This is a genomic window from Leptobacterium meishanense (genome assembly GCF_037645805.1).
GTDB classification, from domain to species: Bacteria; Bacteroidota; Bacteroidia; order Flavobacteriales; family Flavobacteriaceae; genus Leptobacterium_A; species Leptobacterium_A meishanense.
Genome location: NZ_JBBEXE010000002.1, coordinates 388,215 through 410,805, shown reverse-complemented (window position 1 = coordinate 410,805; position 22,591 = coordinate 388,215). Strand labels below are relative to the sequence as shown.

Below are 22,591 nucleotides of genomic sequence, written 5' to 3'. Positions count from 1 at the left end.
ATCAAATCCGGGGTGAACTGAATACGTTTAAATACAAGCCCTAATGCTTTTGCTATAGTATTCACCATCAATGTTTTTGCAAGTCCAGGTACTCCTATAAGCAATGCATGCCCGCCTGAATAAATGGAGAGTAATATTTCTTCAACAACTACCTCTTGGCCAATAATCATTTTGGCTATTTCTTTCTTTAGGACTTTGTGTTTTTCTACAAGGTTATTTATAGCAGATACGTCTGACATAATTATTTCTCAATTATTTTTTAAGCCAATTATTGGCAAAATCACAACCACTATTATCAGTACCTACACTAATATAGGTATCATTGATTTTTTCGGTCATCCATTTTTTGATAGTGTTCAGCTGCTTTTCCTTTAATGCTAAATCTTTTATTTTGATATAATCTTGGGAATAATTAGCTATATGTTCATCAAACTTATCTGTTACTTTAAGAACCTTATATTTTTTTACCCCTGCGCGTTCTTCTTCAAGTAAGGGTAAAGAGATTTCTCCTTCTTTTAATTCTCGTACCTGATTGTACAAGGTGGGATCCATCTTAGTAAGTTCAAAACGGGTATCAAAATTTGTTGGGTTACGCAATACACCCCCGTCAAACTTTGTTTCTTTTTCATCTGAAAAGTTTTTAGCTGCTTCTGCAAATGTCATTTCTCCATCTATGATACGTTTTCTAAGAGTGTCTAATTCTTTTTTCGCTTCTATTAACGCTTCTTCAGGGATTTCAGGTATAATAAGTATGTGACGTACGTCCAGTTCTTGACCTCTTATTTTATCAACCGTTAAAATATGCCATCCGAACTCTGTTTCAAAAGGTTCTGAAACTTCTCCTTCCTGAAGGCTAAACGCTATATCTTTAAATTCTTGAACAAATGCTGTTTTCTTGGTAATGGTGTAAAATCCTCCTTTAGATCTTGACCCTTCATCATCAGAGTATAAAATCGCTTTGGTAGCAAAGCTAGATCCATTTTCTTCAATATCCTCCTTAATTTCCTTCAATTTATCAATTGCTTTTTGTACTTCTTCTTGAGGAGCTTTAGGGGCAATTACTATTTGGGCTATTTCCAGTTCGGTGCCAAAAACGGGCAATTGATCTTTCGGGATATCATTGAACCATTGCCTAACTTCTTCAGGGGTGATCTCTACATCTTCTATTATTTTCTCCTGCATTCGCTCTGATAGCTGTCTCAGTTTTTGAATTTCAAAAAGTTCTTGGCGGAAACTTTGCTCGTCTTCTTTTTTATAAAAGGCTAGTACTTTTTCCACAGAGCCTATTTGCTCTGCAAGAAAATCTATTTGTCTGCTTACAACGTCTTTTATTTCGGCATCCGATACTTCAATACTATCTTGAATGGCATGGTGTGCATACAGCTTATCTTCCATTAATTTTCCCAAAAGTTGACACCGAGTGATGTCCTCAGTTGGTACCCCATTTAATTGAAGGTCTATGAGGTTTTTATCAATATCTGATTCTAAGATCAGGTAATCTCCTACCACAGCCGCTACACCGTCTACTTTTATCTTTTTGAAATTGTTAACGGTATCTTTTAAAGTTAATTCCGTTGTTCCCGGAATGTTTTCAACTATTTCAGTTTGTGCATAGTTTAATTGCGTTATTGCCAATCCACTTATTATTGCTATAATTTTATTCTTCATTTTCATATACCTGAAATTCTTTGTTTTGTATTGCTTCATTAATGATGTCCTTTTCTAAGTTCCTGATAAATTCTAGCTTTCGCTTATTAAGGATGATTTGCTTCAGTGTTGGTGCAACATATTCAGCGGGTGCAACATCATTTCGTTCTAAAACATCATTAATGTGCACCAAATATACTCCTAAAGAGTCTGTTAGTTCAAAAAATTGTGATTTTTTTAAGTCTATATTGCTATTGTCCATAGCTACTTTCTGAAAAAATTGCACTTTTTTTATCCATGAAGAATCATTTAGAAAGTAAGAGTTAAATTGAATGGCCATATCCTGTAATGTGTCTTTATCTTCATTGTCAAAACGCATAAAACGTTCTTTTACTTCCTCCATATCTGAAAAACCTTCATTTAAATGTATATACCTAAGTTTAATAAGGTCTTCATTTAGTCTGAAATTTTCTTTATGTTCTTCATAGTATTCTTTCATTTCTTCGTTATAAACCACCGTGTCCATATTTTTAGCTATAAGTGCTTCCTTATATGCTGCCATATACAAATCCATTCGATATTCATCCACTAGTTTTTCAAAATCGGCTACTTTGTCCTGACTCAGGTTAATCTTCGCTTTTTCAACCAACAAATGTTTTTTTGCCCATGTATTAATAAAGCTTGTAACAATATTTGTGCTGTCTTCTTTTGAAAGCCCTTCTCCTGTAATGTTCCGTATATCATTTTTGTACAAATAATTATTCCCTACCCTGGCAATTATGTTCTCTTCCCTTTTTTCTTTAGTAAGTTCGCAAGAAAAAAGAAAAACCGATATGCTCAATAATAAAATTTGCTTTCGCATATTTAGATAGTATGGGATGACGGGTCACAAAAATACTAATTCACAAATACATAACAGTACTCAGAAAAGTAACGTTATAATACTTTTTCTATTATAAGTAGGTTTTTTTAGTATATTGGCTATACTAAACAACCATATCAAAAATGAAATATCAACACGAAATTGTTATTAACCTACCCAGAGCAGCGGTAATCCAAAAATTTGACAGTACAGAAAATATGAAGCATTGGCAGCGTGGGTTTATGGGCATGGAACCCATAAGTGGAAACCCCGGAGAAGAAGGTGCTAAAAGTACGCTTACTTATCAAATGGGCAAGCGAAAAATAACCATGATAGAAACCATTGCACACAAAAACCTTCCTGAAGAATTTCATGGCACTTATGAAGCCGATGGGGTATATAACATTCAAGAAAACTATTTTGAAGCAATAGATGATAATGCTACCAAATGGATAAGTGACAGCGAGTTTAGATTTTCGGGGTTTATGATGAAATTTATTGGTTTTATAATGCCGGGAGCCTTTAAAAGGCAGAGTTACCAATATATGGTTGACTTTAAAAATTTTGCTGAAAAAGGAATTTCTGTAAATGATTCGTAAATATAATACTCATGCTGCATGAGAAAAATAAAAATGATCTGGGATTTTAGAGGGCCTCATGCGGAAGAAACTGCAAAACATTATGAACTTCACCTTAAAGAATATTTAAAAATAGAAGAAGTATATAATGCACAAACAGGTTATGCCAAAATTAACGATTCATTTACCACTACATACGCCATAGTAAATGAGCCGGACATGAGAAAAGTGCGTGATGACCTTAAACCACATCGAGGCGAATGGTATGAGGAAAACCATTAACTACCTTGAGTAATTTGGCGCTTCTTTGGTAATCGCCACATTGTGCGGATGGCTTTCTGTAATTCCCGAATGTGTAATCCTTACAAACTTTGCTTTTTCTTTGAACGAAGCAATATCTTTTGCTCCGCAATAGCCCATCCCGGCCCGCAATCCGCCTATAAACTGGTGCATGCTTTCTACTAATTCCCCTTTGTAAGGAACACGCCCTACAATACCTTCGGGAACAAGCTTCTTTATATCATCTTCTACATCCTGGAAATAACGGTCCTTACTACCCTGTCGCATCGCTTCCACACTTCCCATTCCCCGGTAAGATTTGAATTTTCTACCTTCATAAATAATCGTCTCTCCGGGGGATTCTTTAGTGCCTGCCAATAAAGAGCCTAGCATCACACAATCAGCCCCTGCAGCAATAGCTTTGGGAATATCTCCTGTATAGCGGATGCCTCCATCTGCTATTACCGGAACACCAGTTCCTTTAATTGCTGCAGCTACTTCTATAATTGCAGAAAGTTGTGGAAACCCTACACCAGCCACTACCCGTGTGGTACAAATAGATCCCGGGCCTATACCTACTTTTACCGCATCTGCCCCGTTTTCTACCAAATATTTAGCAGCTTCCGGTGTTGCTATATTTCCAACCACTACATCCAATTCAGGAAAAGCGTTTTTAATTGTTTTTAAAACTGACACTACGCCTTTTGTATGTCCATGGGCCGTGTCTATAACAATGGCATCCACTCCTGCATTAACCAATACCTCTGCCCTTTCTACTGCATCTGAAGTAACCCCTACGGCAGCAGCCACACGCAATCGTCCGTATTTATCTTTATTTGCAAAAGGTTTTTGGGTAAGTTTCGTAATATCTCTAAAAGTGATAAGCCCTATTAGTTTATAATTATCATCTACCACAGGAAGTTTTTCTATTTTGTTTTCTTGTAGAATAACTTCTGCGTCCATCAAAGAAGTCCCTTCTTTGGCCGTAACAAGGTTTTCACTTGTCATCACCTCTACTATTGGCCGGTTGTTATTATGCTCAAAACGTAAATCCCGATTGGTTACAATGCCTTTTAAGAACCCTTCATCATCTACAACAGGAATTCCTCCAATGCTATGCTCTGTCATATTTTGCTTGGCATCAATTACCTTAGCTGTTAGTGGGAGCGTAACCGGGTCCAAAATCATCCCACTTTCGGCCCGCTTTACTTTTCGTACTTCAAGTGCTTGTTTTTTTGCAGTCATGTTCTTATGGAGTACCCCGATACCTCCTTCCCGGGCTATCGCTATGGCCATGGCCGCTCCTGTTACTGTATCCATAGCTGCAGAAACAATAGGGACGTTAATAGGTATGTTTTTTGAAAATTTTGTTTGAATATTGACTTCTCTGGGAAGAACTTCAGAATAGTTGGGCACAAGAAGAACGTCATCATATGTTAATCCTTCGCCAACAAACTTTGCATTATGGAATTTCATTTGCAATTAAAATTTAATTGCATGCAAATGTACCATATTTTTCTCATCGAGAGAAATTATTGCTTATGTATTTTGTTAACTTAACAAATCATATTCTGATGTGACAATATAATATTATGTTTCAACATATTTTTTTATTTTTAAAAAGAATTTTCTTCCAAATAGTTTATTAATTTTTTATTTTTATGACATATTTATTTTCATAAAATACATCTTTATATGAAGTTTTGCCAATCGTCCATCGTTATTATTTCTCTGTTTTTCTTTTCCAATATGATAACTGCTCAACTTAGTGAAGCAGAAGTAAGAACTCAAATAAATGAAGCACAAAAGCAAGTCAACCAAGCACAGCAGGCCTTAAGAACTGCAGAATTGCAATTGCAACAAAAAGGAAACGCGGTAAAAACACTTCAGGATGAGTGGAACACCACCTCAGCACTTCTTGACAACCAACAAAAACGGTTGGCATCTGTAGAGAACTCCATGCAGGAATCCGTTAATCACCTTAATGAGGAAATTGCCAAATGGGAACGGAGAGTGGAGGCAGCAAAGCGCGATAACAAACCTTCAGATGAAATTGAAAATGCTGAAAGGCACCTTATGGCCTATAGAAACATGAAAAATAGGCGATTGAGCCGAAGCCCTTTGGCACAGATGAAAACAGCTATTGAAAATGAAATAGCCCGGTTGGAAGGTGTTTTGAACCAAAAAAAGCAACCTCTGGAAAATGCCATAGCAGAGGCTAAAGCTGCAGAAGAAAATGTGCACCAGACAAACCTGAACCTTTCTGACGCACAAAAAAAACTGCATGAACTTCAAGAAAAAGCTCCGGAACTCCTTGGCCATATTGCACCTCCTTACCTTCAAGAAGTAATTGTAAAAAGCCCTGGTGGCTCTGTAAAATACAAAGCACATTGGGAAGATTATGGATTTGTTATTGACAAACAAATAGAATTGGTTAAAAAAGGGATAGAAGTACAAGAAGAACACCTGGAAACCATTACTAAATTAATCAATGAAATTAGTGATGATTTACTTATTCAAAACAGGGTTGCCACTGAAAAAATGGATGCCTACGTAGCTGAAGTACAAGGCTGGGGGATTATTAAGTCCATGGTTCCCGATCTATTGGATGCTACCCTCAATATTGCAAGAAATTTTAAAGAAATGGGGCCTTATGCGGTCTTTTATGAAGCCGGATGGCGCCTTTTTGATTTAGGTAAATGGGCACTTTCCGATACCCCAAACAATGCCAATTGGGATGTTACCAAGCTACCTACTACACCCAACCCACCTGCAGACATCTCAGGTACTGCATGGAACTATGCTTCCAGTATTGGAAAAGATCAATTAAAAAGTACCGTAATGCAAGCATTACAAGCATATATTTCTGCAGACTATGGCATTGCGGGAGAGGCACTAAACTATACACATAATATAGATTACGAACCCAGTCTAAAAAGCTTAAAAGGAATTAAAGACTTTAAGAGTAATTTTAGGGACATCATTAATAAAGGGCAGTTTTGGGTGATTGCAGAAAAAGATCAAGTAGGAAAGTGGATGACTACGGTATCTGATCCGGGAAATGTTAAGATGCGCGATTTTTATAAAAAGCTGGCCAGAAACCCTAAGAACTTTGTAGAAAGTTTGAAAGGATCCTTTAATAAAGAACGGTTAAAAGGGGCGTTGGTCGATTTAGCACAATCAACTGCTCTACAGGCCCTAAAGGATTATTTGGACGGTGACCGGATTGAGTTGTGGATGGAATACCTTGAAGCAGACATGAAGCGTTCTACATTGCATAATGCCCTGAAATCAGCTGGAAACAAGAGGAGAAAGCAACAAGAAATGCTCAAAGCGCTAAATGAAGTACTTCAGGAACTTATCCAACAAAAAGAAAAAGAGTCGGAAAAACCAACCCGGTATATTGTTGTGGATGAAAATGATGAGCTAAGAGGAAAAGGAAATTTTTCTATGGAACTTAACTTTACCGCCGATATTGAGGTTCAGGAAATAACTTTAGGTGCAAAAACGATAACCGGCACTGCAACTGATAAAGAATGGAAAGGGTCTTTTGACCTTGTAGATATAGGAGAAGATATTGAAGTGGCACAACTTACGGTGAAAGCCTTAGGCAAAACATCCAGAAAACAATTGGACGACCCCATAACCAATGCTAAATATATGGGAACCCGAAAAACTTGGTCAGGATATGAAGCAAAGCCGGACACTTATCATAAAATTAAATTAAAACCGCTCAAAGAAGGGAACAGTATTGTATTACTGGTCGATTGTTCGGGGAGCATGAACGAAAATGCCAGAATGCAACGTGCTATTGCAGCAGGGCAAAAAGTATTGACCGACACTGAGTTTAAGGCAAATGATGAAATAGCACTCATGGCATTTTATGACTGTGGTTCTATCTCATTAAACCAGCCTTTCACTTCAGACATCGAATTGGTAAAACAAAAACTAAGTCAGCTCTCTGCAAGAAGTGGCACCCCTCTGGGCACTGCTATTCAGCAGGCCGGAATTTATATGAACAGCGCTGCAACTACTGACAATAGGCGGTTAATTGTCTTAACCGATGGAATAGAGTCGTGTGGTGGCAATGAATTTATCACTTCAGAGGCTGTAAATAACTTAAATGCTGAATACGAGAAAAAAGTTTTTAACTAATTATTGAACATAATCCCTATGATAGTATCAAAACCACTAAAAAAGCTTTTTATAAGTTTCTTGCTGTTTACAACTAGCTTTATCTATGCACAAGAAGAGCTGAGTTTTGAAATTACGGTAACCAGTCTACCGTATGAATATAATTTTGATTTACCTGAAGGAGGTTATGTTTTAATAACCTATGACGAAATCTCCGGCAATATTACCCCTCAATGTGAAATCTATGATTTTCTTAAAAATAGCAGAGGAATGAATGCTGCAAGAGTGGATTTTGGAGGCAATGTTACATTGCGTTTTCATGAAAAATACTATGGAAGTGCAAACCCGCCATTAAGCTTTAAAGCCAAAATCACTATCTATGAAGAAGATGATGTTTTGGAGCCTAACGATAACATCGAAGAAGCTGTAAAGATTGATTTCTTTACCTGGTACCAAGCAGTTCTGTTCCCGGAATATGATAAAGACTTTTTTAAATTTGAAATTATGAACCCCGGCTTCATACGGCCTAATATAACGGCTACTGACCTGAGGCACTACTGGCGGCTCTATAATGAAGAAGGGAGCTTCATTACTGGGGAATTTCCATATTACGCAGAAAAAGGGAAGTACTCTCTTGAATTGGCTGCTGATTACAATTATAAATCACAACAGCCACTTACTTTTATGCTCATGTACAGCAAACAAGTTGATGAGCTGGAATATAATGATACTATTCCTGCCCCAATTGAACTGGGAAAAATGTATCAGGTAAATTTTGAAAAAGCAAAAGATGTTGATCAGATTAAGATTTCATCAGAAAAACCGGGAGTTATCCATTTTGATGCTGTTGGATATGAACCATACCGCCTGTACATAAGTGTTAATGGTGATCAGGGGAATTACGGGGTACCTTTGGCCATTCCTACTAATGGGCAAGATGATATTGTACTTACCTTATCTCCGGATTGGTATAATTGGTCTGATAAAGCTTTTCTAATTGAGGCAAAACACCAAGAATTATTAGACCCTAATGAGTTTAATGATTCCATAGCTGTATCAACCCCTATTAAAGCAGAAGAAGTGAAATACTTCACATTGTACCCAAAAACTGATATGGATGTATTTCACGTGACTACCACCGGTGAGACGGTCATTACTGCTAATATTACGGATGGGCTTGCCATAGAAACCCCTCTAAACATGTATGATTATTACTTGGAAGTCCTGAATAGTAACAATGAAGTTATCGGACCTATGAACGGAAGGGTTTCTAACTATGGAATTCTATATACTAGCCCTATTCTTAAGGAAGCCGGTGAGTATTATATACGGATTTCATCTAGGGCAAATACGTTGAGAAATGAGCAGTTATTAGGATTGAAGCTCTACGGAAAAAACATTGAAAAAGCATCTGGTTCAAAAAGTAGGGGAAGAAGTGCATTGTATCTGGTAGGTATCGAATTGGACTCCATTACAGGTAATATTATGGAGTCGCTTGCAGAACACAGTAACGTTCCCTATACGGCTATTGATTCAACTACAAATATGGCAACAGCTCTTAATGATGTCATGCAAAAAGCCATAAGAAAAGATGCTCATTGGTTTTGGAAAGTGTTGATTGTTCTCGTTATCCTAACAGCAGGATATTTTGGGTATAAAAAATTTAAGAAGTAAGTTTTTGCTTTTTGAACAACTGGATCAAAACAATAGAGGCAGATAATGTATAAGTAGCCGTCATCAGTATTCCGGATAGCATTACAACATACCGCATCCATAAAATATCTTTCCATAATAGATAGATGCCCCCAAACGTAACCAACACAGATATAAACGGTTCAATAAGAAGAAACAGTTTTAGTTTGGCATTTAGTTTTGTGAACAATAATAACCCTCCCAAAAGGAAAAAGATAAACGACATGGACAAAATATGCGTGTGAATAATGGTCAACATTTCCCGAGGGCTCTTTTTAAACTTCATGATCTCAACCGCTTCCTTCGTTTCATTTCCTAAATAGTTTTCCTGCATACCTATGGGATGGTGTGATTCTGTTTGTTTCACAAATAACAAACCGGAATAATACCCTACACTCAATACAATTACAAAAGCCCCTATAAATATCTTTACTTCCCTAGGGAATGTACTAAGTAGCCCATTAATATCCATCAAAGTATTTTGTTTTCGTGAAGTATCCCTATCGCCTTTAACAGATCATTCACTGCATTGGTCATGGAACGTACAGATATGGTAGCCCCTGAAATAGCAGCAATATTTTTTTGATACTCCAGTTCGTCATGTTCAGTTTTCCCAATAAATTGTTTCAACCATCGTTTGCTACCTATTTCTCCTCCATATTCTTCTCTATAAACAAGCACTTTTGCCCGCTGGATAATAAGGTTTTCATCAAATACTACCAGATAATCAAACTCCGCTGTTTTACTTGGTGCAATACCAAAAAACACATACCCTAAAGTGTGTTTTTCATTGTTTAATACCTTAAAAAAATTATTGTCCTTAATTTCAATGGGAAGTGTAGTTTTTATGTCTTCTGATATTTCAATGTCCTGCGTAAAAAAAGCATCCACTTGAAAAACGTCTTTAATTTCTTTATCTACCTTTTTCTGTAGGTTTTTAGGTATATCAAAAGAAAATAAACTCAGTATGCATATAAACAGTATGAATATACTTTTTCGTTTCATTCTACAAAGGTATTAATTTCGTCCATTCATTATTTTATTAGAACCATACCCCTATACCGAAATTCAATTGCTTTCTGCTTTTATTTCCATCCAACGCAGTATCAAATATCTGATAATCCCCCTTCGCTACTACTCCCGGGGCTATATGATATGTCAAACCAATTGTGATGTCATTTCTATTATATGCATCATTCCTTACCAACTGCCCTGCTGTATCTGCATGTGTATCGTACTGCTCATAGCGGGCAAAGGCAAATAGTTTTTGAGCCCTGTCTTGTGATAATAAATTGTAAGCCCCTTCTACATACCAACCCATTAAAGCACTCCCCATATCCTGTCCAGTAAGTGTATTATAGGCCTCTGTATCATTAAGGGATGCATAAATAAACTGCCCTCTTGCCATAAAACGTCGGTAAGCATACCGGGCATCCAAGCCAACCATCGCCATACCAATATCTGAACCCTCAATATCTTCTACTTCGTCAGCAGGCTGTGTTCGCCCAAAGTAACCTGCCAACCCTAAACGAAGCCCCGGAATACCATAATAATCTAATTTGGTAGAGAAATTAGGGCTATTGATCGTAGATTGGATTCCTTTTTGACGGCCACCACGAAGTCCTGAGCTCCCTTTCAGAAATGCCGTTTCCCCATCATACGAGCGGAAACCGTTAAAAATATACGCCTGATACCCTAAAGATAAATTATTGAACCTTCCGGAAACCCCAACCCCGATCTCACGCCATGTAGTTGGAACGATAACATTGTCCATACGTGGGCGTTCTGTGCCATTAAATGTGGTAGGTTCGTGAAACTCGTTGATAATTCCCATAGGGACTAGCATCAATCCCGCCCTTAAATTAACATTGTTAGCCACATTATAATTTATAAAAGCTTGTTCTACAAAAACTTCCTCTACATGCTCTATTTCAATCTCCGTAACAAATTGTGTTTTTTCATTGAATTTATATCCAAATAATAAAACCAGCCGTTGTACATCTATTTCACCATTATCCCCCTCAGGTTGATTGTAAAGGACTTCTCCATACGCCCCCACTGTAACTGCTGATGCATAATTGCCCGATAAAATACGTTGGGCGGCATTTAATTGCTTTTGGGGGTCTAATTGGATAGAATCTGTTAAAATAGTTTGCGAATAGGTAATTAATGAAATAAAAGACGTAGTTAAAAAAAGTTTGAATTTCATTTTAGCTTTATTTAGACTGATTTTAAATAATTATTGTTTTACGGGACAAAAATAAAAATGAAAATGAAACACACAAAGCTTATTTAGACTTATTTTAAATAAATTTTAAAGAAGGTATAAACAGGAATGGTTTTTAGTATAGCTGACTCCTTATTTAATAATATGCTGTGAATATTTTGGTAGCTTCATTATAGGCACTTTCAAAACTCATGGCATGCAAACCTGTATCTGCTTTAATACTGTTAAAATAAGACACCATCTTTTCTGTGGGCATATTTCCGGTGAGTTCATCCTTCGCCATAGGGCATCCTCCAAATCCTTGGATAGCACCATCAAAGCGACGGCATCCCGCTTCATATGCCATTGCCACTTTCTCATGCCAAGACGTAGGCGTGGTATGCAAATGTGCCCCAAATTCAATCCCAGGATATTTAGGGATTAAATTAGAAAACAAATAGTTGATGACATCTGGGGTAGAGCTCCCAATAGTATCAGAAAGCGATAATATCTTTACGCCCATACCGGAAAGTTTTTCTGTCCACTCCCCTACTATGTCCACATCCCAAGGGTCTCCATACGGGTTTCCAAACCCCATGGAAAGATACGCTACTACTTCTTTACTTTTTTGAGCAGCGATTTCCAGTATCTTTTGTAAAACAATAAGGCTTTCTGCAATCGTTTTATGCGTATTCCGCATCTGGAAGTTCTCAGAAATGGAAAAAGGATAGCCCAAATAAGTTATTTCTTCATGGATGCTCGCCGCTTCAGCCCCCCTAACATTGGCCACAATGGCAAGTAATTTGCTTTTTGTCTCCGAAAGATCAAGTTGAGCCAACACTGCTGCAGTATCAACCATTTGTGGAATTGCCTTAGGCGATACAAAACTTCCAAAATCAATTGTATCAAAACCTACTCTGAGTAACGATTGAATGTAACGTACTTTCTCTAGGGTAGGAATAAAGTCCTTAATCCCTTGCATTGCATCACGAGGACATTCTATGAGTTTCACCTGTTCCATTAAAAAAGTACTTTTATTCGTTCTGTTGACAACTCCGAAAAACGCGTTATCACAAAGTCAGCTTCTGATAAATCCTGATTTCCTGAGTTCAGATTCCTATATCCTATACATTTCATCCCAGCAGCTTTAGCTGCCGTTACCCCATTTTTACTGTCTTCTATGACTACAAAAGAGTCAGCAGGTTCATTATACAATCGGGCAACTTCCAGAAATATATCCGGAAAAGGTTTTCCCCTAGCTACATCTTCACTGCTCACCAAGTAATCAAAATAATGCTGAATCCTTGTTTTTTTAGTAAACGCTTCTATGATTTTCTTAGGAGAAGAAGATCCTACCGATAATTTAAACGCTTCCTTCTTAAAAGTATCAAGCAAGAGGCCAACATGATCATTTTCCGCTATATCTCTTTTTTGGATCTCATTAAATTTAAGCTCTTTTTCAATTTCCAACAATTCTTCAATAGGGGTTGAAATTTTGTGGTCTATTTTTATTTTCTCCCACATTTGTACCGGGGCCATCCCTACTAATGTATGGTGGTAGGCTTCAGAAAAATCAATTCCGATATGTGCAAATACGTGCTCCTCCAACTCCATATGAATAGGCTCACTATCTACTAACACGCCATCCATATCAAAAATCACATAATGCATTCACTTTATTTAGAAGTGTCCAAAAATAACCAATCCAACCGATTTCTAAAATATTTTAAGGTAGTAAAATAAAAATACCAATCCCTATGAATACCATAACTTGTGTCCATTTGAGAACAACCCCTATTTGAGTATGGTGCTTAATATAATTAGAAATAACTCCTGCCATAACAGCTACCAGGCCAAAAATGATAAATGCTTGCAGCATGAAAATCCCCCCAAGAATATAAAACTGCGTGATGGTTGAAACTTCATTACTAAATAAAAAACCAGGAAAAAAAGCTAAAAAAAACAGGGTTACCTTTGGGTTTAAAACATTCATCATAAAACCTTGTTTAAAAAGTCCTGTCAATGATCTTTTTAGTACTTTATCTTTAGTTAACGACAGCAAAACATCACTCTTATATACTTTATATGCCAAATAAAAAAGATATCCCGCACCAAATAACTTTATAATAAAATAAGCGGTTGTACTCTCTTTAATAAGAACAGAAATACCAAAAGCAACCAGTGTGGTATGTATCAATATACCACTTACCAATCCTAAAGCTGTAACCACTCCATGTTTTCTTCCGTTTACCACACCCTGCATAAGTACATAAATAATATCAGGCCCGGGAGAAATGGTCAATGCCATGGAAGCTATCAGAAAAGAAAGAAGGGTTTCATAGTTCATTCTACCAAGAATTATGGCAACAAAAATAAACTTAAATTATGGCATCATATGTATTAACTACATTATAGCTGATATTTCCCTGAAAATTGCATTATGTAAAAACCCATATTAACATCTTTTTAAGGAATCCGAAGTTTCTTTTTACTAAATTTATCGCTAAACTAACGCAACATTTACAATGAAACACATTCTCTCCCTAGCGATGCTGTTTGCATCCATCGTTACATTTTCCCAAAACTTCTCCATGGATCATATAAAAGGAATGAAGCCCCGGAATATTGGCCCTGCCGGTATGAGTGGCCGGGTCACCGCTATTGATGTGGTAGAATCCAATACAGATATTATGTATGTGGGGACTGCCTCTGGTGGCCTATGGAAATCTACTTCCGGTGGTGTCAAATGGGAACCTGTTTTTGAAAAAGAAGCAACAGGGTCTATTGGTGCTGTGGCTATCCAGCAATCAAACCCTTCCGTAATCTGGGTAGGTACTGGTGAAGGTAACCCTAGGAACAGTCTAAATGGAGGTTACGGTATTTACAAGTCACTTGACGGTGGAAAAAACTGGAAATTGATGGGCTTAGAAAAAACCCGCCATATTCACAGAGTAATTATTGACCCTACCGACCCTAACACGGTTTATGTAGGGGCTATTGGTTCTCCTTGGGGGGAACATCCGGAACGTGGTGTCTATAAAACCACAGACGGTGGAGAAACCTGGCAAAAAATATTGTTCGTAAACAATAAAACAGGTACAGCCGATTTGGTAATGGACCCAACAAACCCAAACAAGATTATTGCTGCTATGTGGGAACATAAGCGCGACCCTTGGTTTTTCAAATCAGGCGGAGAAGGCAGCGGACTCTACATCACTTTTGACGGTGGTAAAACATGGAAAAAACGTACCGATGAAGATGGCTTGCCCAAAGGAGAATTAGGACGTATCGGGATTGCAATTTCCGCTAACAAACCCAATATTGTATATGCCCTGATAGAAGCAAAGAAGAATGCCCTGTACAAAAGTGAAGACGGCGGTTTTAAATGGAAAAAAATAAACGATAAAAATGATATCGGAAACCGTCCATTCTACTATTCTGAAATCTATGTTGACCCACAAAATGAAAATCGGGTATATTCCATCTATACCTATGTGAACGTATCAGAAGACGGTGGCAAAAACTTTAAGCAGCTCATGCCAGCCTATGGAGTAGATAATGGCGTACACCCCGACCACCACGCCTGGTGGATACACCCAAAAGATGGCAGCTTCATGATTGATGGGAATGACGGGGGCATGAATATTACACACGATGGTGGGGAAACATGGCGGTTTATTGGCAACCTCCCTGTAGCACAATTCTATCATATCAGTTATGACAATGAATTTCCATACAATGTTTATGGAGGCATGCAAGACAATGGTTCATGGAGAGGTCCTGCATATGTGTGGAGGGCACAAGGGATACGCAATGCCTATTGGCAGGAAATCGCTTTTGGCGATGGGTTTGATGTAGTCCCTGACCTTGATGATTCCCGCTACGGTTACGCTATGAGTCAACAAGGGTTTGTAGCTCGTTATGATTGGATGACTGGAAACAGCTACTCTGTAAGACCTACGCACCCTGATCCTGATGTAAAACTTCGTTTTAATTGGAATTCAGCTATTGGGCAAGATCCTTTTGACAATGCAACTGTGTATTTTGGAAGCCAGTTTGTTCATAAAAGTACTGACAAAGGCTTAACATGGGAAGTGATTTCACCCGATCTAACTACAAATGACCCCGAAAAACAAAAACAAAGCGAAAGTGGTGGATTGACCATTGATGCCACAGGTGCAGAAAATCATACCACCATTCTAGTTATAGAACCTTCACCTCTTGAAAAAAACATGCTCTGGGTAGGAACAGACGACGGAAATGTACATATTACCCAGAATGGAGGGGCTACTTGGACCAATGTATCAGCAAACATCAAGGGATTGCCCAAAGGAAGTTGGATTCCCCAAATAAAAGCATCCAACAAAAACAAAGGGGAAGCTTTATTAATTGCCAATGACTACAGGCGGTTCAATTATACCCCTTATGCATACAGGACTAAAGATTACGGAAAAACATGGCAGCGCATTGTAGATGAAAACGATGTTGAAAGCTATACACTTAGTATTATTGAAGATCCCGAAAATCCGAATTTATTGTTCCTAGGAACGGATGATGGACTATACATCAGTATAGATGCCGGCAACAAATGGACAAAATGGACCGAAGGATTTCCCACCGTATCTATAAAAGACCTCGCTATCCATCCTCGGGAACACGATCTCATCATTGGGACTTTTGGGCGCGCTGCATGGATACTAGACGATATTCGTCCGTTGCGTGCCATGGCTAAAGATAAAAGTGTGCTATCCAAAGAAATTGCACTCTTTGATCCCCCAACAGCTTATCAAGCTGCCTATCAGCAACCTAACGGAAGCCGTTTTGGAGGTGATGCATTATACAATGGAGAAAACAGAAAACGAGGTGCTATGCTCTCTTTTTATCTCCATAAAAAAGAAACTCCAAAAGAAGAAAAAGATAAAAAGGAAAAAGACGATCCTAAAAAAGAAGAAGGCAAAGAGAAAAAAGCCACCAAAGATTCTATAAAAATAGAAATCTATGATGGTGACCGGTTGATACGCACCCTCAAACAAAAAACCCCGAAGGAAAATGGTATTCACAGAGTCTATTGGGGCATGGATGAAAAAGGGCCCGACAGGCCATCCAGAACCATTCGTAAAAACCAAAGAGAGCCCGGCGGCACGCAGGTAAAACCCGGAACTTATACCGTTAAGCTTATATATGGTGAGCTCGTTGAAGAAACCTCCATTACCGTAAAATCAGATCCTCGTATTCCGGTATCGCAAACAGCTATCAATGAACAATACGATGCTGTTAAGAAACTGGAAAACTATACCCAGGTAGCAGCAGATGCTGTAAAGCAGTTGGTAGAAAGTAAAAACACAGTCTCTGAATTTGAAAAAGAACTTAAAGAAGCCGACAAAGAAAAATACAAAGAGGCCATTGAAGCATCGAAAGAGATTGTAAAAAAGATTGACAGTGTTGTTGCTTTATACATTGGCAAAGAAGACAAAAGGCAAGGGATTACCAGGAATCCAGAGCCAAGTGCTATCCAGCGTCTCCAAACTGCTTATTTCTATAGCGCAAGTAGGCCTTCAGGTATTACAGCTACCGAAAAGCAGTTGATACAACAAGCAAAAGATGCACTGGATGCCGCTGTTAAAAAAACCAATGGGTTTTTTGACAATGAATGGAAAACATACAAAGAAACCATCGAGCAAATTGAGCTCTCCAAATTCAAAGAAACAAAAGCCTTTAAACTAGAATAAGGCTTAAAAAATAAATTATGTTATTTTTAAAGGATGTCATATTGAGCGCAGTCGAAATATGACATCCTTCTTGTCTCTAGTAAACAAAAACAATACAAAATGAGTGTAACTATTATAGAATTCAAAAACAAACAGGGACAAACCCTATCCGGACGTTTAGAATTGCCCGCAGACAGCCGTCCGCACAACTTTGTGCTCTTTGCACATTGTTTTACCTGCAACAAAAACCTGAGTGCCGTTCGCAATATCAGTAGGGCACTCGCTAGTAACGGTTTTGGTGTGCTCCGGTTCGATTTTACCGGATTGGGCGAAAGCGAAGGCGAGTTCGCCGATACCAATTTCTCCGGAAATGTTGAAGATTTAATCACTGCAGCCAATTATTTAGCAGAACATTATAAAAGTCCTTCCCTCATTATTGGGCATTCCCTTGGCGGGGCCGCTGTTATCTTCGCTGCCTCAAAAATAGACAGCATCCAGGCCATTGCCACTATAGGTGCCCCATCCAACCCCACACACGTAAAACATTTATTCAAAAGTGACTTGGATGCCATCAATAAAGACGGGAAAGCAACCGTAAACCTTAGTGGCAGGGATTTTACCATAAAAAAACAGTTTATAGACGACCTCGAAAGCAAATCGTTGCCCGATACCGTCAAGGAAATGCGGAAACCATTGCTCGTTATGCACTCCCCGCAAGACACCACTGTAGGCGTGCAAAACGCCAAAGAAATCTATGATGCTGCTTTTCACCCCAAAAGTTTTGTTTCCTTAGATGGTGCCGACCATCTACTCACCAACAAGCAAGATTCGCTCTATGTGGGCGAGGTCATCGCCTCCTGGGCAAAACGCTATATTTCCACTCCAGAGACCCCAAAGCTACAGACACAACACCAAGTAGTGGCCAACCTCGATACCGAAGACGGCTTTACCACACAAATGAAGTTAGGCGACCATTTTCTCACGGCTGACGAACCCGAAAGTGTGGGCGGGCAAAACTTCGGACCCAACCCGTATGAATTGGTATCTGCTGGCTTAGCGGCTTGTACCGCCATGACCATACGGATGTATGCCTCCCATAAAAAGTGGGATTTGCAAAATATTGAAGTGCACATCAGCCACGATAAAAAATATGCCGAAGATTGTGAAAATCCCGAATCTAAAACAGCAAAGATTGATACCTTTACCCGGGAAATAAGGCTCATAGGCAACCTCGAGGAAACCCAGCGCAACCGTATTTTGAACATCGCCAATAAGTGCCCCGTCCATAAAACACTCCATAGTGATATTAAGGTAGAAACGGTTCTAAAATAATAAAGAAGCTATTGTCATATTGAGCGCAGTCGAAATATAACAACAGTTGAAGCACCACAACATGAAAGACGAAGAAAACTACATCGCCATCAACAAAGCAGCCTGGAACAACAAAACCCAGCACCACATACATTCCCGGTTTTACAACCTGGAAGGCTTTTTAAAAGGCGATTCTTCGCTCAACGAGATCGAACTCCAATTGCTGGGCGATATCCAAGGCAAAAGTGTATTGCATTTACAATGCCACTTCGGGCAAGACACTATCTCACTGGCCAGAATGGGGGCAAGCTGTACCGGGGTAGACCTCGCTGACAAAGCCATTGAAACTGCTATTTCCCTCACCGAAAAAACCGGGGCCGATGCCCGTTTCATCTGTTGCGACCTCTACAGCCTCCCCGAGCATTTAAACGAGCAATTCGATATTGTCTTTACCAGTTACGGCACCATTGGGTGGTTGCCCGACCTCAACAAATGGGCCGGCATTGTAGCCCGTTACCTAAAGCCCGGCGGTACATTTATCATGGCTGAATTCCACCCCGTTATCTGGATGTACGACGACCATTTCCAGATCGTGGAACACAGCTATTTTAATACCGGGGCCATTATCGATACCGAGCAGGGCACCTATGCCGACCGCAACGCCCCCACCACACAAAAGTACGTAAGCTGGAACCACAGCCTTAGCGAAGTTCTCAACAATTTGATAGCGCATGGGCTAGAAATAACTACGTTTAACGAATACAACTACTCCCCCTACAACTGCTTTGTAAATGCGATAGAAATTGCCCCGAAAAAATACCAGATTGCCTATATGGGCGACAAAATCCCAATGATATATGCCTTAAAGGCGACCAAAAAACAATAAACCATCAACGCAGTCATTTCGATCCCGATGGCTATCGGGAGAGAAATCTCATGAAAACAAGTAACCATTAAAAATAGATTTCTCCTCCTCGCCATCTGCGAGGGATTCGAAATGACGTTCTTTATAAAATTACAGTTTTACCGTAATAAACTACTTTTTATGTAGGTTTTTATATTTTTATTAGTAGAAATAGTTTAGATTTGTTGAGGTATACTACATAGTTTGAAATTTGACATATCTACCAACATTAGATGGATATAGAGGTAAAAGTTCAGTATATAAACTAGTTGCGCTTCATGCTGAAAAACCGAAGAGACAACAAATGAAAACGAAACAATTCGAAAGAACAATGAATCAAAAGATTAAAACTTCATGGACAAATTAAAGTTCTACATAACGAATAGATTCATACTTCTTTTAGTCAGTATAGCAATATTCATAGGAATCCATTACCTGCTAACTGACTCTATTTTGCCAGACACTTCAACCAAAAATATTTGGTTCTATTCGGGACTTTTCATGTTATTTTTTTCAATCCTGTTTATAGAGCCATACTATTCATCCCCAAAAAATGTAATTACAAATTCAATTCCATTATTGCTTGTCTATCTATCAATAAAAGAATCATTTACCAACGATACTCTTTGGTATTTCACAATATCATTAATCGGAATTTTAATCATCCTATCTATCATTGCTATTGCCCTCACATCTGACAATGAAAGCACTGAATCAGCTAGAAATAAATTATCTAATCTTCTTAAAAACATTGCAGTTTTTGTTGGAAGGGGGAAAGTCATTTACTCTTTTGTCTTCATATCAGTTCTCATCCTATACAAATCAGATATAGTTAAGGAACTAAGTGACAGTTACCTGTTTACAATGGTAATTCTGTGGGGTTCTGTTTTAATCATCGATTCAAAATCGCTTCATAATTCGTTTGCTAGAAAACAAAATAAAATTCAGTCAAATGCTATTGGCGAAATTTTCGGAGTTCAATCAAAGAAAATTTTCCTTGTAAAGCTATATGAAGATAGAAGCAAGAACATCAAGCGATTTGATATTGTAACCTTTAAATATTCAATGCAAGACTCAGATTCTTATGCAATCGCAGGTATTGTAATTGATACATATCTGCTTAATCAAGAAAAGTGGATTAAAGTATTACAGTTAGGAACTACCACTAAAGATTTATCCTACTTCAAGCGAAATGTAGTTTGTAAAGTCGTTTTGCCTAATGAAATAGAAGAACTATCTAATTCACTTAGAATAAAAGATTTCGTTGGTGTAGTAATTGAAAAATCATCTATTGGCTCGATAAAATTTGAATATTCAAAACAAACCGATGACATTCAGGAAGGAGATTTATTGGAACTGAAAGTAGGTAGCCATAGACTATTTTACCAGGTAATTGGTGGAACAACAGAACTTGAAAAGTTGGAAAGTAAGAATGAAACAGGATTTATTGAAGGAGAGGCGATACAACTAGGAGAATGGCAAAATGACCTTCTTTCTTTTCAAAAATTCGGTTGGGTTCCATCTATTAACACTCCTATTTTTAAAGCCGACACAAGTAATACAGAGATTCAAGAATTCGAATATCCTGAATTTCAACTAGGTACTATTCCAAACACAAAGCTACCTTCAATCATCAATTTAAATGAAGCTGTTAGCCATCATTTAGCGTTATTAGGAGTTACAGGCTCTGGAAAGTCATTCCTTGCAAGAGAAATAATTAAATCATTAAAAACAGATACAAATGTAATTTGTATTGATTTTACAGGTGAATACAAGATTGACCTAGAAGGACTAAATCCAATCGAATTAATAAAAGTTGAAGGATTAAATTCTCTCGAAGAGACATTTGCGGAAAAGCACGAAAAGGCTTTAAATCGTAGACCTGCGGAAGAACTTGAATTAAAGAAAAAGATTCAAGGTCAACTTGATGATTATGTAAAAGATTTTATTGAAGGAGACGAAAACCTTGGATTATTTGAACTGCCTGCATTATCGAATACTTCGTTCATTTTAGAGTTTACTCAATTTTTTATTGAGAGCGTTTTTAATTACGCAAAAGCAAATAAAGGAAGTCGTGTATGTTTGGTACTAGAAGAAGCACACACCATAGTTCCTGAGACAAACTTTTTAGGAGATTTAGGAGATTATGGTAGCTCTAAGGCACTAGTAAATAAGATGTCTCAAATTGCATTACAAGGCAGGAAGTATGGAGTTGGTTTAATTGTTATCGCTCAAAGAACAGCTAATGTATCAAAGACAGTACTTACTCAATGTAATTCAATTATTTGCTTCCAAGCTTTTGACGAAACCAGTTTTACTTTTTTAGGCAATTATATTGGCAAAGATTTAGTGCAAGCATTGCCCAATTTGAAACGATATCACGCAATTGTAACAGGTAAAGCAATTCGTTCGAATTTACCTATGATAGTAAATCTTGAAAGAGAAACTGAATAAAATAAACCCACTAGTGTACATTTACAATCCATGCCACCGCTAACACAAACGCACAACGTATACCGGCAACAACCATAAATTAAAAACATACCCTAGCCCTCCAATATGCCCACTTATATGACATATTATTTAATTAAAACTTGCAAAAAAGTAACTTTTAAGTTACCTTTGAAATGACAGCTAAAAAAGTTAGGAAAGTAATTGCGTACAAGCATTTTTTTAAAGAATTCCTTTTGGCGCAACCCACAAAGGTTCAGGACAAAATATTTAAAGTAATTGAAATCATTGAAACCTATGAACACGTTCCAAAAACATATTTAAAATCAATTACAGGAACTAACGGGCTTTTTGAAGCCCGTATTCAACTGGCCTCAAATATTTGGCGGGTCTTCTGTTTTTTTGACAAAGGAAAACTGGTTATCTTACTGAACGGGTTTACCAAAAAAACACAAAAGACACCTCAGAAAGAGATTAATAAAGCTGCCCGGTTAATGGCAGAATATTTTGAAGAAAAAAATACATCATATGAAAACAAAAGATTGGAGTGATATAAAGGATGAAGTTTACGGAAAAAAAGGTACAGGGCGCAGGGATGGCCTTGAAAGGGAATTTGAATCGTTCAAGATTGGGCTTTTACTTCGCAAAGCACGGGAAGAAAAAAACCTCACCCAAGAACAACTGGGCGACCTTGTGGATAAAAAACGCACCTATATTTCGAGGGTGGAGAACAATGGGAGCAACCTTACATTGAAAACTCTCTATGACATCGTTGAAAAAGGCCTGGGCGGAAAGGTAAAAATATCCATCGAAGTATAA

The 22,591-nt window shown here is 38.0% G+C and carries 20 protein-coding genes; 10 read left to right on the top strand and 10 right to left on the bottom strand.

Going from position 1 to position 22,591, the window contains the following annotated elements; translation table 11 throughout:
• From WBG21_RS04135 to WBG21_RS04125, 3 genes are all read right to left on the bottom strand, one after another.
• Positions 1-239: AAA family ATPase (locus WBG21_RS04135; RefSeq protein ID WP_340075099.1), on the bottom strand; the 239-nt coding region annotated here is incomplete at its 3' end.
• 13 nt (positions 240-252) lie between these two features.
• Positions 253-1,674 (bottom strand): peptidylprolyl isomerase, encoded by a 1,422-nt coding sequence (locus tag WBG21_RS04130; protein WP_340075113.1) that lies wholly within the window; start codon positions 1,672-1,674, stop codon positions 253-255.
• Positions 1,658-2,509 (bottom strand): peptidyl-prolyl cis-trans isomerase, encoded by an 852-nt coding sequence (locus tag WBG21_RS04125; protein WP_340075097.1) that lies wholly within the window; start codon positions 2,507-2,509, stop codon positions 1,658-1,660. Before WBG21_RS04125 ends, WBG21_RS04130 begins: the two co-directional genes overlap by 17 nt.
• Before the next feature lie 143 nt (positions 2,510-2,652).
• Here WBG21_RS04125 and WBG21_RS04120 point away from each other — a divergent pair, with 143 nt between their 5' ends.
• Both WBG21_RS04120 and WBG21_RS04115 read left to right on the top strand, forming a co-directional pair.
• Positions 2,653-3,108: an SRPBCC family protein gene (locus WBG21_RS04120; protein ID WP_340075095.1), complete on the top strand. Its 456-nt coding sequence runs from the start codon at positions 2,653-2,655 to the stop codon at positions 3,106-3,108.
• Positions 3,109-3,126: 18 nt separating this feature from the next.
• The gene (locus tag WBG21_RS04115) at positions 3,127-3,369 is read left to right on the top strand and encodes a hypothetical protein (protein ID WP_340075093.1); all 243 of its coding nucleotides are present in this window, start codon (positions 3,127-3,129) and stop codon (positions 3,367-3,369) included.
• Here WBG21_RS04115 and guaB read toward each other — a convergent pair whose 3' ends face one another.
• A complete protein-coding gene (guaB, locus tag WBG21_RS04110) occupies positions 3,370-4,842 on the bottom strand; it encodes an IMP dehydrogenase (RefSeq protein WP_340075091.1) in 1,473 nt (490 codons plus the stop codon).
• Positions 4,843-5,061: 219 nt separating this feature from the next.
• Here guaB and WBG21_RS04105 point away from each other — a divergent pair, with 219 nt between their 5' ends.
• Together WBG21_RS04105 and WBG21_RS04100 are read left to right on the top strand one after the other, a co-directional pair.
• Positions 5,062-7,521, top strand: coding sequence for a VWA domain-containing protein (locus WBG21_RS04105; protein WP_340075089.1), 2,460 nt, complete (start codon positions 5,062-5,064; stop codon positions 7,519-7,521).
• A gap of 18 nt (positions 7,522-7,539) precedes the next feature.
• Positions 7,540-9,174, top strand: a complete 1,635-nt coding sequence (locus WBG21_RS04100) for a hypothetical protein (protein ID WP_340075087.1) — start codon at positions 7,540-7,542, stop codon at positions 9,172-9,174.
• Here WBG21_RS04100 and WBG21_RS04095 read toward each other — a convergent pair.
• From WBG21_RS04095 to WBG21_RS04070, 6 genes are all read right to left on the bottom strand, one after another.
• A complete protein-coding gene (locus WBG21_RS04095; protein ID WP_340075085.1) occupies positions 9,164-9,664 on the bottom strand; it encodes a hypothetical protein in 501 nt (166 codons plus the stop codon). The two genes, WBG21_RS04100 and WBG21_RS04095, sit on opposite strands and share 11 nt — an antisense overlap.
• On the bottom strand, positions 9,664-10,197 hold the full coding sequence (locus tag WBG21_RS04090) for an FMN-binding protein (RefSeq protein ID WP_340075082.1): 534 nt from the start codon (positions 10,195-10,197) through the stop codon (positions 9,664-9,666). The genes WBG21_RS04095 and WBG21_RS04090 overlap by 1 nt, the downstream gene beginning before the upstream one ends.
• A 37-nt stretch (positions 10,198-10,234) precedes the next feature.
• The gene (locus WBG21_RS04085; protein ID WP_340075080.1) at positions 10,235-11,401 is read right to left on the bottom strand and encodes a hypothetical protein; all 1,167 of its coding nucleotides are present in this window, start codon (positions 11,399-11,401) and stop codon (positions 10,235-10,237) included.
• Between the two features lie 154 nt (positions 11,402-11,555).
• A complete protein-coding gene (locus tag WBG21_RS04080; protein ID WP_340075078.1) occupies positions 11,556-12,419 on the bottom strand; it encodes a hydroxymethylglutaryl-CoA lyase in 864 nt (287 codons plus the stop codon).
• Positions 12,419-13,069: an HAD family hydrolase gene (locus tag WBG21_RS04075; protein WP_340075076.1), complete on the bottom strand. Its 651-nt coding sequence runs from the start codon at positions 13,067-13,069 to the stop codon at positions 12,419-12,421. The genes WBG21_RS04080 and WBG21_RS04075 overlap by 1 nt, the downstream gene beginning before the upstream one ends.
• Positions 13,070-13,124: 55 nt before the next feature.
• Entirely contained in the window at positions 13,125-13,745 is a 621-nt protein-coding gene (locus WBG21_RS04070; RefSeq protein ID WP_340075074.1) for a LysE family translocator, read from the bottom strand.
• 178 nt (positions 13,746-13,923) lie between these two features.
• On the opposite strand from WBG21_RS04070, the gene WBG21_RS04065 reads away from it, so the two are divergent.
• The 6 genes from WBG21_RS04065 (at position 13,924) to WBG21_RS04040 (ending at position 22,591) form a co-directional block, all read left to right on the top strand.
• Positions 13,924-17,127: a VPS10 domain-containing protein gene (locus tag WBG21_RS04065; protein WP_340075072.1), complete on the top strand. Its 3,204-nt coding sequence runs from the start codon at positions 13,924-13,926 to the stop codon at positions 17,125-17,127.
• A 99-nt stretch (positions 17,128-17,226) separates the two neighbouring features.
• Entirely contained in the window at positions 17,227-18,438 is a 1,212-nt protein-coding gene (locus tag WBG21_RS04060; RefSeq protein ID WP_340075070.1) for a bifunctional alpha/beta hydrolase/OsmC family protein, read from the top strand.
• Positions 18,439-18,499: 61 nt separating this feature from the next.
• On the top strand, positions 18,500-19,303 hold the full coding sequence (locus WBG21_RS04055; RefSeq protein ID WP_340075068.1) for a class I SAM-dependent methyltransferase: 804 nt from the start codon (positions 18,500-18,502) through the stop codon (positions 19,301-19,303).
• Between the two features lie 471 nt (positions 19,304-19,774).
• The gene (locus tag WBG21_RS04050; RefSeq protein WP_340075066.1) at positions 19,775-21,775 is read left to right on the top strand and encodes an ATP-binding protein; all 2,001 of its coding nucleotides are present in this window, start codon (positions 19,775-19,777) and stop codon (positions 21,773-21,775) included.
• A 173-nt stretch (positions 21,776-21,948) separates the two neighbouring features.
• Complete coding sequence (locus tag WBG21_RS04045; RefSeq protein WP_340075064.1) at positions 21,949-22,323, top strand: type II toxin-antitoxin system RelE/ParE family toxin; 375 nt, start codon at positions 21,949-21,951, stop codon at positions 22,321-22,323.
• Positions 22,301-22,591: a helix-turn-helix domain-containing protein gene (locus WBG21_RS04040; RefSeq protein WP_340075062.1), complete on the top strand. Its 291-nt coding sequence runs from the start codon at positions 22,301-22,303 to the stop codon at positions 22,589-22,591. The genes WBG21_RS04045 and WBG21_RS04040 overlap by 23 nt, the downstream gene beginning before the upstream one ends.

Bases quoted from the DNA above. Each gene is read 5' to 3' on its own strand.
- WBG21_RS04070 (WP_340075074.1), bottom strand. From the start codon at position 13,745: ATGAACTATGAAACCCTTCTTTCTTTTCTGATAGCTTCCATGGCATTG.
- WBG21_RS04130 (WP_340075113.1), bottom strand. From the start codon at position 1,674: ATGAAAATGAAGAATAAAATTATAGCAATAATAAGTGGATTGGCAATA.
- guaB (WP_340075091.1), bottom strand. From the start codon at position 4,842: ATGAAATTCCATAATGCAAAGTTTGTTGGCGAAGGATTAACATATGAT.
- WBG21_RS04065 (WP_340075072.1), top strand. From the start codon at position 13,924: ATGAAACACATTCTCTCCCTAGCGATGCTGTTTGCATCCATCGTTACA.
- WBG21_RS04085 (WP_340075080.1), bottom strand. From the start codon at position 11,401: ATGAAATTCAAACTTTTTTTAACTACGTCTTTTATTTCATTAATTACC.
- WBG21_RS04105 (WP_340075089.1), top strand. From the start codon at position 5,062: ATGAAGTTTTGCCAATCGTCCATCGTTATTATTTCTCTGTTTTTCTTT.
- WBG21_RS04125 (WP_340075097.1), bottom strand. From the start codon at position 2,509: ATGCGAAAGCAAATTTTATTATTGAGCATATCGGTTTTTCTTTTTTCT.
- WBG21_RS04080 (WP_340075078.1), bottom strand. From the start codon at position 12,419: ATGGAACAGGTGAAACTCATAGAATGTCCTCGTGATGCAATGCAAGGG.
- WBG21_RS04095 (WP_340075085.1), bottom strand. From the start codon at position 9,664: ATGGATATTAATGGGCTACTTAGTACATTCCCTAGGGAAGTAAAGATA.
- WBG21_RS04075 (WP_340075076.1), bottom strand. From the start codon at position 13,069: ATGCATTATGTGATTTTTGATATGGATGGCGTGTTAGTAGATAGTGAG.
- WBG21_RS04040 (WP_340075062.1), top strand. From the start codon at position 22,301: ATGAAAACAAAAGATTGGAGTGATATAAAGGATGAAGTTTACGGAAAA.
- WBG21_RS04090 (WP_340075082.1), bottom strand. From the start codon at position 10,197: ATGAAACGAAAAAGTATATTCATACTGTTTATATGCATACTGAGTTTA.
- WBG21_RS04115 (WP_340075093.1), top strand. From the start codon at position 3,127: ATGAGAAAAATAAAAATGATCTGGGATTTTAGAGGGCCTCATGCGGAA.
- WBG21_RS04045 (WP_340075064.1), top strand. From the start codon at position 21,949: ATGACAGCTAAAAAAGTTAGGAAAGTAATTGCGTACAAGCATTTTTTT.
- WBG21_RS04055 (WP_340075068.1), top strand. From the start codon at position 18,500: ATGAAAGACGAAGAAAACTACATCGCCATCAACAAAGCAGCCTGGAAC.
- WBG21_RS04120 (WP_340075095.1), top strand. From the start codon at position 2,653: ATGAAATATCAACACGAAATTGTTATTAACCTACCCAGAGCAGCGGTA.
- WBG21_RS04100 (WP_340075087.1), top strand. From the start codon at position 7,540: ATGATAGTATCAAAACCACTAAAAAAGCTTTTTATAAGTTTCTTGCTG.
- WBG21_RS04060 (WP_340075070.1), top strand. From the start codon at position 17,227: ATGAGTGTAACTATTATAGAATTCAAAAACAAACAGGGACAAACCCTA.